The 12,727-nt window shown below is 62.1% G+C and carries 11 protein-coding genes; 7 read left to right on the top strand and 4 right to left on the bottom strand.

What is annotated here, in order from left to right; genetic code table 11:
• Positions 1-20 precede the first annotated feature (20 nt).
• Entirely contained in the window at positions 21-1,331 is a 1,311-nt protein-coding gene (locus GH665_RS33215) for an MFS transporter (RefSeq protein WP_153141338.1), read from the top strand.
• Here the strand turns inward: GH665_RS33215 and GH665_RS33210 are convergent.
• Positions 1,249-2,370, bottom strand: coding sequence for an AraC family transcriptional regulator (locus GH665_RS33210; protein ID WP_153141337.1), 1,122 nt, complete (start codon positions 2,368-2,370; stop codon positions 1,249-1,251). The genes GH665_RS33215 and GH665_RS33210 overlap by 83 nt on opposite strands.
• A 925-nt stretch (positions 2,371-3,295) precedes the next feature.
• Between GH665_RS33210 and GH665_RS33205 the strand changes: the two genes are divergently transcribed.
• On the top strand, positions 3,296-5,200 hold the full coding sequence (locus tag GH665_RS33205; protein WP_153141336.1) for an AAA family ATPase: 1,905 nt from the start codon (positions 3,296-3,298) through the stop codon (positions 5,198-5,200).
• A gap of 5 nt (positions 5,201-5,205) precedes the next feature.
• Here GH665_RS33205 and GH665_RS33200 read toward each other — a convergent pair whose 3' ends face one another.
• From GH665_RS33200 to GH665_RS33190, 3 genes are all read right to left on the bottom strand, one after another.
• The gene (locus GH665_RS33200; RefSeq protein ID WP_153141335.1) at positions 5,206-5,400 is read right to left on the bottom strand and encodes a hypothetical protein; all 195 of its coding nucleotides are present in this window, start codon (positions 5,398-5,400) and stop codon (positions 5,206-5,208) included.
• Positions 5,401-5,486: 86 nt separating this feature from the next.
• Positions 5,487-6,281: a sulfite exporter TauE/SafE family protein gene (locus tag GH665_RS33195; protein WP_153141334.1), complete on the bottom strand. Its 795-nt coding sequence runs from the start codon at positions 6,279-6,281 to the stop codon at positions 5,487-5,489.
• 187 nt (positions 6,282-6,468) lie between these two features.
• Positions 6,469-7,689 carry an acyltransferase family protein gene (locus GH665_RS33190; RefSeq protein WP_153141333.1) on the bottom strand — a complete coding sequence of 407 codons (1,221 nt, stop codon included), beginning with the start codon at positions 7,687-7,689 and terminating at the stop codon, positions 6,469-6,471.
• 41 nt (positions 7,690-7,730) lie between these two features.
• On the opposite strand from GH665_RS33190, the gene GH665_RS33185 reads away from it, so the two are divergent.
• The 5 genes from GH665_RS33185 to GH665_RS33165 all read left to right on the top strand — a co-directional run bounded on the left by GH665_RS33185 (position 7,731) and on the right by GH665_RS33165 (position 12,684).
• A complete protein-coding gene (locus tag GH665_RS33185) occupies positions 7,731-7,937 on the top strand; it encodes a hypothetical protein (protein WP_153141332.1) in 207 nt (68 codons plus the stop codon).
• A 141-nt stretch (positions 7,938-8,078) separates the two neighbouring features.
• Positions 8,079-9,185: an OpgC domain-containing protein gene (locus tag GH665_RS33180; protein WP_153141331.1), complete on the top strand. Its 1,107-nt coding sequence runs from the start codon at positions 8,079-8,081 to the stop codon at positions 9,183-9,185.
• Positions 9,182-10,861: a tannase/feruloyl esterase family alpha/beta hydrolase gene (locus tag GH665_RS33175; protein WP_153141330.1), complete on the top strand. Its 1,680-nt coding sequence runs from the start codon at positions 9,182-9,184 to the stop codon at positions 10,859-10,861. Before GH665_RS33180 ends, GH665_RS33175 begins: the two co-directional genes overlap by 4 nt.
• A gap of 138 nt (positions 10,862-10,999) precedes the next feature.
• Positions 11,000-11,926: an ABC transporter ATP-binding protein gene (locus tag GH665_RS33170; protein WP_153141329.1), complete on the top strand. Its 927-nt coding sequence runs from the start codon at positions 11,000-11,002 to the stop codon at positions 11,924-11,926.
• The gene (locus GH665_RS33165; RefSeq protein WP_028193891.1) at positions 11,923-12,684 is read left to right on the top strand and encodes an ABC transporter permease; all 762 of its coding nucleotides are present in this window, start codon (positions 11,923-11,925) and stop codon (positions 12,682-12,684) included. Before GH665_RS33170 ends, GH665_RS33165 begins: the two co-directional genes overlap by 4 nt.
• Positions 12,685-12,727: the final 43 nt, after the last annotated feature.

Raw genomic sequence — 12,727 nt, 5'->3', positions numbered from 1 at the left:
CTCCTCGTCGAGCGCAATCCATGCAAACCGCTGCCCGCGAAGGGACTCCGCCGTCCCGCGCCGAACTCAGACGTATCGTCACGGCGATTGTCGTTGGTAACGGCTTCGTCGCGTACGACTTCACTGTCTATAGCTTTTCCGCCGTCATAATTGGTAATCTTTTTTTTCCTTCGGTTAATCCCGCGTCGTCGTTGCTGCTCTCGCTCGCCACCTTCGGTGCGGGTTTCGTGATGCGCCCGCTCGGCGCGATCATGATCGGCCACGTCGCCGACACCCGTGGCCGCAAAGCCGGCCTCACACTATCGCTAACCCTCATGACCGTCGGCACCTGGTTGATCGCGTGCCTGCCGGGCTACGCGTCGATCGGTCCGGCGGCGCCGGTATTGATGGTGCTCGCGCGCCTGATGCAGGGGCTGGCAGCAGGGGGGGAGATTGGGCCTGCGTCGGCTTCGCTGATGGAGTCGGCCGCTTACCGGCATCGCTGTTTCATGGTGAGCTGGCGCGGCGCGAGCCAGGGTGCGGCCGCGTTCGCCGCCGCGCTGGTCGGGGCGAGCATGACAGCGCTGCTGTCGCCTGCCGCGATGCAGGACTGGGGGTGGCGCATTCCGTTCGTGCTGGGAGGGCTGATCGGGCCGGTTGGCTGGTATTTGCGCCGCCGGATGCCGGCGGCCGCGCCGCTGCCGCGTGCGCGGCTCAGCCCGAGGCGCATGCTCACGGAACATCCTCGTCCCATCATTTGCGGCCTGCTGATGATGGCGGCGCCTTCGGTGGGCATCTACCTCACCGTCTTCTATATGCCGGCTTATCTGGTTCGCACGCTGCATCGGCCGGCGGCGATCAGCCTGTTGACGGCCTGCCTCTCCGGCCTCGTGATTCTCGTCGTGACGCCGCTCGTGGCGTACGTGGCCGATCGCCTCGCGAGCCGCAAGACGCTGCAATACGCGGCACTCGTGGCCGCGCTGGCGGGCACATGGCCGGCATTCTGGGCGCTGGTTCACGGCGTGGGCGATGTCGCTGCGCTCGTCATCATCACGGCATACGTCGCGCTTGCGGTCAACAATGCCGGCCCGGCTTCCGTGCTGATGATGGAAGCGTTTCCGGCGCATCGGCGCGCGGCCGGACTGGCGGTGATTTACAGCTTCGGGGTCGTGCTGTTCGGCGGATTTTCACCGTTCCTTGTGACGTGGCTGATCAACCGGACGGGCGATCCGATGGTTCCCGCGTGGTATCTGATGGCCGCGACCCTGCTCACGCTTGCTGCGCTGCGGGCATTTCCCGAGGCAGAAATGCCCCGCGCGAGTGTTGCCCGCGCTTCGCAGTCAAGGCCGTAAGCTCGCCCGCGCCGTGGTGCTGCAGGACCAGCGCGCGCGCCCGCATATCCTGCGGGCTCATGTCGAAGGCGCGGCGAAATGCGCGGGTGAAATCGGACGCGCTCTGGAAGCCGAGTCCGTACGCGATATCCGTCACCTGGAGATGTGGGAAACGGACTAGTTCGTCCGCCGCTTCCCGCAAACGGCGATTGCGGATGTAGGCGCCAAGGCCGCCGTCGTGCTCGAACCAGCGATAGATGGTGGCGCGTTTCAGTTGCAGCGCCTGAACCACGCTGGTTGGCGTGAGCTCGCTCTGATGCAGATTAGCGTCGACGTAGCGCCGTACCTGTCCCATCACGGCAGCTTGCAGCGCCGCCCGGCTCGCACCCGTCAGACTTGCCTCTTTGCGGAACGCGGCGATCATCAGTTGGGCGCCTGTATGGAGGGCGTCTGCTGCGGCGACCGGGTCGAGCGTGGGGATTTCCCTGGCGAGCGCCGCCATATGGTCCAGCACGAGACCGGTCAGCGGTGAGCCCTGCGGAACGATCCGGCCGTGAATGGCCGAACCGTCGCCCAGTTCCTCGTCCACGATCGCGGCTGGCACGAACAGATTCAGGAGCCGGCTTTCGGGCCGTTCGGCCCGAAACGGCTGGTTCATGTCGAACGCGACGATGCCCTGCACCGAACCCGGCGCACTGCGTTTCTTGCGAACCCCCGTTACTTCTCCGATCTCGCCTTCCACGCACAGATGGAAGACGTAGTCGCGCCGCGAGTCCGTGGAGACGCGCGCGACTGAGCGTTCCAGCCGCAATGCTTGCGTGCGGCAATCCGTAAATACCATGCCGCCGACCGCGTACAGATCGATCTCACCGCGAAATCCCGCCACGATCTGTTCCTTCGACGGTGGTACGTCGACCACATGTCCCACACGCTCGCGCCAGCCGAGAAATTGTTCCTCGATTGGGAGTGCATGCGTGCTGAAGCGGCTCGCGGAAATAGCGGAGCGCGATTCGGCTGCGGCGGCCGCGGCCAGATGTGGCGGCAAGGTGCGCTGATTCATGAATTGACGGTGCGAATGAGGGGCGCGGTCCCGGTGAAGTAAGCGGCGGTAACCAGGTATTTAACACGCCAAACGTCCAGAACTGAGACGTATGGTAAAGCGTATCAAAAAACCTGCGGTATTGTCGGATGATTGGCTGCGAATCGTTTTCATCTGCTGTTTAATGAATCCGTTTATAACAGAACAGGCCGCAGCGGCGAATAGCCGTTTGAATCTGTCGAAGGGAAGGGTTGCGAGGATCGGGGGTAGTTGCAGGAGAGCTGACCGGTGCCACAAGGTACCGGCAATAAAAAAGACGGACCTGAGAGTGCGGTGAAATGCGGATGGGCCCATAGAGGCCTGCCAGACAGCCGCGAAAACGTTGGGCGCCTTGCCCATCGTACGTTCGGCGGCGTGATGTACGCGCCGCCGGACTTGGCCGAGCGACCGGTCGGGGACTGCCACTAACGTGTCGTCCCCGCCGGGCGCTCGCTCGGTTAACTTCCTCCGCGCGCCGCGCGAAAGCCGTTTATAGCCATCCGCCGTGTCTGGATGAGTGTCTCTAATAATCCACGCTTTACTGTCATTCTGACCGCTTTTAAATAGGGCGCGGTTACTTTCAGATCTGAAGAATACGCAGGGAATATAGCGCTGATAAACTGTGCGCCGGAGCAGCCGGGCATCGCTTTAGCGCGCCGATTGCTCCCTGAATCCGACGCTATCGAACGTCGGATAGACGGTAGAAACAGGCCTTTTCTGCAACACGGAATGAGTGGCCAGCCGGTATGCTAGCCGGCGGGTTGGCTGCTAAAAGGGACAAATGCTTTGGTGTCCTTCTTTCCGCGCACGCATGGTGCCGCATCAGCCGATCTCCCCCCATCAGCCTCTACCACCTGATTTTGACCAGTATCGAAGGCCTGCCTTGGCCTGTTTTTGGAAGTGACTCATGAAGCCGGGAAAGAATTCGCTTGAGAAAAGACGCGTACGCAAGATCGCCATTGCGGTCGGTGCGGTACTCGTCGCCATGTTGCTCGCCTTGAGCATGTGGGCTTACCAGCAGCGCGACGGGCAGGCCAATCCGGCGCTCACCGGCATTGCGAGTCAGATGCGTCACGATCCCTCGGCGTGGACACACGAAGAGAAAGACGCGTCGCAAATGCTGCGTGACGTTCGCGCCGCCAACGTAACCGCGATCGGCGTGAGCCCCAATGCGATTCTGGTGTCGACGCGCGAGGGCGCGAAATACTTCGTCACCGACCATAACGCCACGTTCTCGCACGCACTGCTGCTCGGCGAACCCAAAGCCGATCAGGCGGCGTCGTATCAGCTCGTATGGTTGCCCGACGCCGATATCCGGACCGGTGCGGCACGCTGGGTGTCGATATTCGGCCTGTTGCGCGACACGATCGGTCTGCTGCTGCCGTTGTTGCTGATCGGCGGCATGGTGTGGTTCATGCGCCGCGAGATGAAGGGGGGCGCTTCGCTGCTCACCAAGGCGCCCACGCTGTGTTTCGACGACGTGATCGGCGCGGGGGAAGCCAAGGCGGCGCTCGCGGACATCCGCGGCTATCTGTCCGATCCGAAGCAATTCACGTCGATGGGCGTGCGCGCACCGTGCGGCATTCTGATGGTCGGCGGCCCGGGCGTCGGCAAGACGCGGCTTGCGCAAGCGCTCGCCGGTGAATGCGGCGCAAACTTCATTTCGATCACGGGCAGCTATTTCAGTGCGAAGTACTACGGCGTCGGCATCCAGAAGGTCAAACACCTGTTCGAGCTCGCACGCAAGAATGCTCCCACGGTCATCTTCATCGACGAAGCCGACGGCCTCGCCAAGCGCACGGATACCGGCGGCGGTCCCGTCGAAGCGGAGAGCAATCGCATCATCAATCAGTTGCTCGCGGAGATGGACGGCTTTGCTTCCAACGAAGGCGTCATCGTCGTTGCGGCGACCAATCACCCCGACAATCTGGACGAGGCGTTGCGCCGTCCGGGCCGCTTCGACCGCACCGTGCAGGTCCGTTTGCCCGACCGCGAAGAGCGCGCGAAAATTTTCCGCTTCTACGCGCAGAAACTGAAATCGAAAGCCGCGGATATCGACTACGACCAGCTTGCTCGCCTGACCACGGGGCTTTCTCCGGCCACTGTCGCGATGGTGGTGAATCAGGCAGGGCTGGTCGCGCGCAAAGCGGGCGAGACGGAAATCGCGTCGAGGCATTTCATGGAGGCGATCAAGATCGCGCGCATCGGCGACGTGAGCGGCGCCGAACGGGCGCTGAGCGAGGACGAACGCACGCGGATCGCAGTGCACGAAGCGGGGCACGGACTGGTTGCCGCACTGCTCGGCACCGGTGTGCTGGAAGAGGTCACGATCTTGCCGCGTGGCGGCGCCCTGGGTGTCGCGCTGATCACGAAGGCGCAGGACAAGCACCTGTACCGCGAAACTGAAATTCGCAACGAGATTCAGGTTTTGCTGGGCGGACGCAACGCCGAAATTCTCACGTTCTCCGAAGCATCGAGTGGCGCTGCATCGGATCTGCAGGAAGCGTCGCGCATCAGCCTCGACATGGTGTCCAGGTTCGGCTTCAATCGCGACGGCGATCTGTTCAGCCTCGCGGCGCTGCCCTCGCAATACGCGGGCCTGCAAATGAAGAACGCCATAGAACACGCCAACGTGCTGCTCAAGGAATTGAACGAGTTGTGCTACGGGCTGCTGCACGCCTATGAGCCTGTCCTACGCGCGATTGCCGACGAGCTGCTCGAACGGGAGACCGTTCCTGGCGAAACGGTTTACCGGTTGATCAAGGAGCACAAGAGTGCGCTGAAGATCGTCCACGAGCCGGCCGCCGCCTGAGCAATTTACCCGTCACGCGTCGTCTGCGTGGGGCGCGGGGGTGCTGTTTCGCCTTTTTGCGGTAATGGCTTATCGAGACCCGGTTCGACCGGCGTGGGGATGGCGTCGCCAATCGGCTTGGACACCTCGGTAGGCGGGCTGCCCGGATCTTCATCAGGCTTGCGGGCCGGCTCATTCGGGGGATTTGCCTTGGTTGCCAAAAGGGCTCTCCGGTTGACTGCGGTAAGCAATGACCAGCAAGGCGCGTTCCACGGCCTGAATTGACCGCCACACGCAACCCGAACCCTTATAAAACGCCTGATTTCCAGATCATTTGCGCGGCGGCTGCCAGAACGAACAGCAGAACCAGGACCCGAAACGCCGCCGGCGGCAAGCGGTCTCGCAGCGGCCGCACCAGTAGCATGCCGACGATCACCGGCACGCTCGCACACGCCGAAATGATCAGATCGCTCCAACTGGCATGCGCGCCGCCACTGAACGCGGCAACCAGCGTGATGATCGACACCACCAGGATAATCGCGATCTGCTTGGTAAAAGCTTTCCCCGTGGCGCCGGTGGCGATCAGATACATCGCCAGCAAAGGCCCCGGCACCGAGGCGATACTTTCCATCACGGCCGCGCCGAATCCCAGCACGAAGCCCGCCGGTTTCGCCCACGCCGGCGACAACGTCAGCCGCGGCGACAGCAGCAGGAGGAGTGCCGCAACGATCAGCAAGGTGCCTGCGGCAGCTTGCGCGCGATGCGGCGCCAGCGAGATCAATACGCTCACGCCGACAATATTGCCGACCACCGTGCCGATCAACGGCGCAGCAATGCGCCGGACCGTCGGCAGCATGTCGCCGCCTTCCAGCGCCTGAGGAATATTGCCGAGGATGATCGGCATCGACAGCAACAGAACGGCCTCTTTGATCGGCATGAACTGGCTGAGGATCGGCATCGCCACCAGCGGTACGCCGATACTGACTACGCCCTTGACCATGCCGCCCAGCAGCAGCGCCGCAATGATGCCAAGCAGCGCGTAGAGACTGAGCGTCTGCAGGCTCGCGCCAAGCACGCCGTCGGCAAAACTGAAATGAAACATCGTTGGTGTCCGCGAGCCAACCGCGCGGACCAGGTGCAGCGGCGTTCGCGGGCAGTGGCTTGTTTTTATTGTTCGGCCTGTTCAGTGCCCGCGTGTCGCAAGGATCGAAGCAGCCGGCTAAGTGAGGCCGCATGATACCGTGCCTGCGTTCAAACCGCATGAAGGCATATCGTAAGCTTCTCTGCATTCAAATCGCATCTGACGTGACATCTTCATCCTTCCGTGCACGCTCGTTGCGAGCGGCAGCGGAGGTTGCAACTGAGGCGGCAGGCGAGGCGGCAAGCGCCGGCACTCTCTGCGCGCTGGCCCGATCCGTCGTGTCAGTCCGCGTGTGCCTTGTTTTCAGGCGCAGAATCGGTGCCTCGATCAACCGCCAGGACAGCACGGCCAGCGTCAGCGAAATCAGGAACGACGCGACAATTCCGGCGGCGTGCGCCCAGACCGGTACGACGCCACCGAAGAGCGCCGTGGCGTGGCGGTTGCGAGTCAGGTCCGGAATCAGGTTGTGATAGAGATAAAAGCCGTAGCTGATGCGCCCGAAGTTCACCAGCCAGCCGGTTTCAAGCAGACCGATCACCACTGCATTGCGGCAGCACGCAATCGAACCCACAAGCGCCGCGATACAGACGCCATACACGGCGTTGACCATCGTGAAGGCAAGCGGACTGTGCAACTGGCTCCACCTCGGCTCGGTCGCGCAAAACCCCACAAGGCACACACTCAGTACGAATAGCGTCATGCCATGTCCGAGCACGGCGCGTAGGCGGCTCGCTTCTCTTGCGATCATCAGGCCGCCCATGCCGCCCAAAGCCAGTAGCCAGAAGTTGGTTAGCGGATGCGTATAGATGGTGATTTCCTGCCACTGTGCCGCGCGCATCGCTAACAGCGAGACCAGCCCAACCGCGACGATCGCGAGACACACCGCACGATGCCGTCGCGCCGTAACCAGCAGTAACAATGGCGCGACCACGAGATAAAACTGTTCCTCGATCGCGAGACTCCAGAGATGCGAGTACCGCCCTGGCCAGTAATGCAGCACGGAGCCGATCCAGAAGTTCGACAAATAAGCGAAATGAAACGGCATGCCGTCCGCCAGCTCAGGACTTGCCATGCCCAGCGCCATCAGCACGCACATCACCGCCAGCATCAGGTAGTAAACCGGAAAGATGCGCAACGTGCGGCGGAACAGGAAGCGCTTCAGTTCGGTGCCGAATCCGCTGCCGTTTCTCTCGATACGTGTGCGTTGGGCGGACAGTATGCCGATGATCAGAAAGCCGCTCAGCGCGAAAAAAATCCACACGCCGAGGTGGCCGATCTCACCGATTTCACCGAATAGACGGTGCTGAAAAAAGACCATCAGGACTGCAATCGCGCGCAATCCGTCGAAGCCGGCGATCCTGTTGTTCATGGGGGTTGTCTTCCAGCGGAAATGCATAAATTCATCCTACGATGAAAAAAAGCGAAAAAAATCGCGCGCTGGAATATGTGATTTTTTTCAGCTGCCTTCAGTTGCCTTTACCGATCGCACTCGCGCCGGACACAGTAAAAGCCGCAAAACTTGCTGCAAGGTTTTCCGTCAACCTCGCGCGCGACGAGCCAGTATTACGGCGTACCGACATCCGAATTTCAGATTGCTGCCGCCTCGCATGTGTTTAAAGGGTGGTTGTCAGCGCGCGTGGATGGCGCGCACGGGTTCGGTGGGAACGATTTATTGTCATGGAGTTCCTAACAGGAACAACGACATATACCGGCCTTCTACGGCGCCTGGCAGGCACGCGCCATCTTGCGAGATACAGAATGGACATTCGTCGCGGACGCTCGATCGAAGTGGATTTCTTCCGTGGCGTCGTGTTGATCGTCATCGTGCTGGACCACATTCCCGGTAGCACGCTGTCGCATCTGATGTTGCACACTTATGCATTGTGCGATTCGGCGGAAGTGTTCGTATTCCTCGGCGGCTATGCGTCGGCAGCGGCGTATACGGCGGTGCTCGCGGGCCGCGGCGAAAGCGCGGCGGCAATGCGCTTCGTCCGGCGCTGCTGGGAGATCTACCGCGCCTATCTGTTGACCGCGGTGTTGACCCTGCTGTCCGGTGCCGTTCTCGCGCTCTTGCATCTGAACCAGCCGATGATCGACCTCACGGGCTGGCAGCCATTCGCGGTTCAGCCGCTGCACGCGGCGTTCGATATTGCCGTGCTGCGGCGCCAGCCGTATCTGTCCAGCGTGCTGCCCATGTACGTGATCTTTGCGCTATGCGTGCCGCTCGTGGTTCCGCTGGCGCGCCGGTCGTCGCTCGCGGCGCTGGGTCTGAGCCTGACGGTCTGGTCGCTGGCCCGGCCGCTGGCCGCGCTATTGAGCATTGACGACGTGGCCGACTGGGCTTTTAATCCGTTTGCGTGGCAACTGATGTTCGTGCTTGGTATTCTGTGCCGGGTGCAGCCCGTCAGCGAGCGCTTTCACGCCACCCGTACGGCGCACTGGCTCACACGCGTCGCGGTGGTCGCCGTGCTGGCCTTCGCGATCGTCAAACTCTTTATACTGACGCAGCCATTGCCCGGCGTGCTTAAACAGAACCTTTCCGTGGAACGCGTGATCAACTTTGTCGTTATCGCCTGGCTCGCCGCGCAGTTCGTGCGCGCGGGCAGCATTGCGTGGCTCGCACAGCGGTTGCCGGCCGTGGTGACGGTCGGCCGCACCGGGCTGGTATGTTTCGTCTCCGGCACGCTGGTATCGCTGATCGTCGATACGGCGACACCGCATACGTTCCACGGCTTTCGCGGCACGCTGATCGGCCTCGGCGGCGATCTGGTTGCCATCGGTGCAGTGCTGATGATCGCGCGCGGCTGGAGCGACTGGAAAGGGCAGCAGTCGCGCACGGCTGCCAGACGCGCGCGTTACGGATGAGGGCGCGTGCGGGCCTGGTGCGCCATGTGAATTTGACGCGAGGTTCGCGCACGCTGCTCATAGCCGTCGGCGCGATGCTGTGCTTGAACGCCCCAGCGGCATTCGCCGCGGCCAAGGACGCCCCGCTCGCCATGCGCTGCGCGGAACTCGCGGGCGCCGTGCTGCCCCCTGAGCTGATCGCCATACCCACAGCCGGCGTGCTGATCGAAAGCGCGGCCATGGTAGCGGCCACCGCGCCCGGCAATCAGCAGGGCGGCGAATATTGCCGTATCACCGGCCGTATCAAAGGGCTCAAGGCCACTACACCCGATATCCGCTTCGACCTGAATTTGCCGCGCCGCTGGAACGGCCGCGCGTTGCAGATTGGTGGCGGGGGCTATAACGGCGTGGTGGTGAGCGGCACGGGCGTGATGCCGTTCTCACCGGATCGCGCACCGCTCGCGCAAGGCTATGCGACCTTCGGCGACGACTCCGGGCATGTGGGCAATTCGTCACTCGCGGTCTTCGGCCTCGTGGATGAAGCGGTGACAAATTTCGGCTACGCGCATCTGAAGAAAACGCACGACGCCGCGCTCGCGCTCGTTGTGCGTGCCTATGGCCGGCCGCCGCAGCGGATGTATTTCGCCGGCGGCTCGACGGGCGGCCGCGAGGGCTACACGGTGATGCAGCGCTACCCGGACGACTACGACGGCGTGATCGCCAATTCCCCCGCACTTAATTTTTCCGGCGTGCGATTGATGGGCGTGAAGCTCGGCCAGGCGGAATACGCGACGCCCGGCGGTTTCATCCCGCCGTTGTTGCTCGAGCACGTGTATGAACGCACGGTTGCGGTGTGCGACCGGCTCGACGGCGCGGCGGACGGCATCGTCAGCGACGTGGCCGGCTGCCGGCAACACGAAGCGGAAATCATCGCCTCTTTGCGCTGCGCCGGACGAACGCCCTCGCACGACGAGTGCCTCAGCGACGCGCAACTCTCCACCTTGCTGCTAATGCGCGACGGCTTGTCGTTACCCTACAAGCTGGCGTGGGGCGTCACCGGCTATGCCGGCTACAACGTCTTTCAGGGCACGCGGCTGACCGGCCTGCTCGGGCTCGCGCATCAACCCGAGCGTTTGCCGGTGCCGACTTTCTTCGCCAACGGTTACCTGTTCGCGCAGGGCGACGGCTACGTCCGCTACTTCGTGACGCGCGACGAGGCGTTCGATTCGCTCGGATTCGACCCATCCCACCCCGGCAAGTATCGCGGACAGCTTGTCGCACTGTCGCAGACGATCGGCGCGATGAATCCCGATCTCGCACGCTACATCGCGCACGGCGGCAAGCTCATCACACTGCAGGGCCTCGCCGACGAAGTCATCAGCCCGAACCAGACGATCGCCTACTACGAAGCGTTGATCGATCGTTTCGGCGTCGATCAGGTCGATGCATTCATGCGGCTCTACATGGTGCCGGGCTTTCAGCATGGCAGCGGTGTGTTCATCCCCTCCGTGGATCTGCTGGGCGCCCTCGACAACTGGGTGACGCGCGGCGTATCGCCCGAAACGCTGACCGCCACCGATATCGCGGCCGCCACCAATGGACGCTCGCGCCCGTTGTGCCGTTATCCGCTGTTTCCCCGCTATAGCGGCAAGGGCAATGTGAATCTGGCCAGCAGTTTCGCGTGCGCCGAGCCCTGACGGACCCCGCCTGACGGTTTTTCCGGATTATCGGGGTTATGCTGCACGCTTTCCCACTTTCAATTACATTGCGGGTGCGGCCGCATATTCGCACCGCCCCCTTCCAATCAAAAACCGGTGTCTGCCATCGTCGAATCCATGCAGCCAATCGTCTCGGTCACGAATCTGTCGAAAACCTATGCCACGGGTTTTCATGCACTCAAAAACATCAATCTGGCGATCAACCGCGGAGAAATCTTCGCCTTGCTAGGCCCCAACGGCGCGGGCAAAACCACCCTTATCAGCATCATCTGCGGCATCGTCAAGGCGAGCGAGGGCAGTGTGACGGTGGACGGCCGCGACATTGCGGAGGACTACCGCGGCGCGCGTTCGCTGATCGGCCTCGTGCCGCAGGAGCTCACCACCGACTCGTTCGAAACCGTCTGGGCGACCGTCTCGTTCAGCCGCGGCCTGTTCGGCAAGCCGAAAAACCCCGCTTACGTCGAAAAGGTCTTGCGCGATCTGTCGCTGTGGGAAAAGCGCAATAGCAAGATCATTACGTTGTCGGGCGGCATGAAGCGCCGCGTGCTGATTGCGAAGGCGCTCTCGCACGAGCCGCGCGTGCTGTTTCTCGACGAACCCACGGCGGGGGTCGACGTCGAGTTGCGCCGCGATATGTGGAAGCTGGTGCGCTCGCTCACGGCCAGCGGCGTGACGATCATTCTCACCACGCACTACATCGACGAGGCCGAAGAAATGGCTGACCGCATCGGCGTGATCAATGCGGGCGAGATCATGCTGGTGGAAGAGAAGACCGCGTTGATGCGCAAGCTCGGCAAGAAGCAGTTGACGCTGCAACTGGAGAGTCCGCTCGCCGAAGTACCCCCGGCGCTGGGCGGATATGGGCTGGATCTTGCCAAGGGCGGCAACGAGTTGATCTACACGTATGAAGGCGACGGCGGCCGCACCGACATCATCGCACTGCTCAAAGCGCTCGACGACGCCGGCATCCGCTTCAAGGATCTGCATACGACACAAAGCTCGCTCGAAGACATCTTCGTCAGTCTGGTCCGAGGTAACCAATGAACATTTACGCAATCCGCGCGATCTACAAGTTCGAGATGGCGCGCACCTGGCGCACGCTGATGCAGAGCATCATCGCGCCGGTGATTTCAACCTCGCTTTACTTCGTCGTATTCGGTGCGGCCATCGGTTCGCGTATCAAGGAGGTGGACGGTATCAGTTACGGCGCGTTCATCGTGCCGGGTCTGATCATGTTGTCGCTGCTGTCGCAGAGCATTTCGAACGCGTCGTTCGGCATTTACTTTCCACGCTTTACCGGCACGATCTACGAATTGCTGTCGGCGCCGGTGTCGTATCTGGAGATCGTCGTGAGTTATGTGGGCGCGGCGGCCACCAAATCGATTCTGCTCGGGCTGATCATTCTGGCCACCGCCGGCCTGTTCGTGCCGCTGCAGGTGCAGCATCCGTTCTGGATGATTCTGTTTCTGGTGCTCACCGCGGTGACCTTCAGTCTGCTCGGTTTCATTATCGGCATCTGGGCGGATGGCTTCGAGAAACTGCAACTTGTGCCGCTGCTGATCATCACGCCGCTCACGTTCCTTGGCGGAAGCTTTTATGCGGTCAATATGCTGCCGCCGTTCTGGAAGGTCGTCACGCTGTTCAATCCGATCGTCTATCTGGTCAGCGGATTTCGCTGGAGCTTCTATGGCCTCGCCGATGTGGATGTCGGTGTCAGCCTCGGCATGACCGCGTTGTTCCTGGCGGTGTTTCTCGCGATCGTCGCGTGGATCTTCAAGACCGGGTATCGGCTCAAGAGCTGACCGTTCTGGCGGTGCAAACGCACGCGGCATGCGAAACTGACGG

Origin of the sequence: Paraburkholderia agricolaris (genome assembly GCF_009455635.1) — a bacterium.
Taxonomy (GTDB): Bacteria; Pseudomonadota; Gammaproteobacteria; order Burkholderiales; family Burkholderiaceae; genus Paraburkholderia; species Paraburkholderia agricolaris.
Note: the sequence above shows the minus strand (reverse complement) of the source record. Positions and strands in the feature narration are given on the sequence as shown.

Bases quoted from the DNA above. Each gene is read 5' to 3' on its own strand.
- GH665_RS33215 (WP_153141338.1), top strand. From the start codon at position 21: ATGCAAACCGCTGCCCGCGAAGGGACTCCGCCGTCCCGCGCCGAACTC.
- GH665_RS33210 (WP_153141337.1), bottom strand. From the start codon at position 2,370: ATGAATCAGCGCACCTTGCCGCCACATCTGGCCGCGGCCGCCGCAGCC.
- GH665_RS33205 (WP_153141336.1), top strand. From the start codon at position 3,296: ATGAAGCCGGGAAAGAATTCGCTTGAGAAAAGACGCGTACGCAAGATC.
- GH665_RS33195 (WP_153141334.1), bottom strand. From the start codon at position 6,281: ATGTTTCATTTCAGTTTTGCCGACGGCGTGCTTGGCGCGAGCCTGCAG.
- GH665_RS33190 (WP_153141333.1), bottom strand. From the start codon at position 7,689: ATGAACAACAGGATCGCCGGCTTCGACGGATTGCGCGCGATTGCAGTC.
- GH665_RS33185 (WP_153141332.1), top strand. From the start codon at position 7,731: ATGAAAAAAAGCGAAAAAAATCGCGCGCTGGAATATGTGATTTTTTTC.
- GH665_RS33180 (WP_153141331.1), top strand. From the start codon at position 8,079: ATGGACATTCGTCGCGGACGCTCGATCGAAGTGGATTTCTTCCGTGGC.
- GH665_RS33175 (WP_153141330.1), top strand. From the start codon at position 9,182: ATGAGGGCGCGTGCGGGCCTGGTGCGCCATGTGAATTTGACGCGAGGT.
- GH665_RS33170 (WP_153141329.1), top strand. From the start codon at position 11,000: ATGCAGCCAATCGTCTCGGTCACGAATCTGTCGAAAACCTATGCCACG.
- GH665_RS33165 (WP_028193891.1), top strand. From the start codon at position 11,923: ATGAACATTTACGCAATCCGCGCGATCTACAAGTTCGAGATGGCGCGC.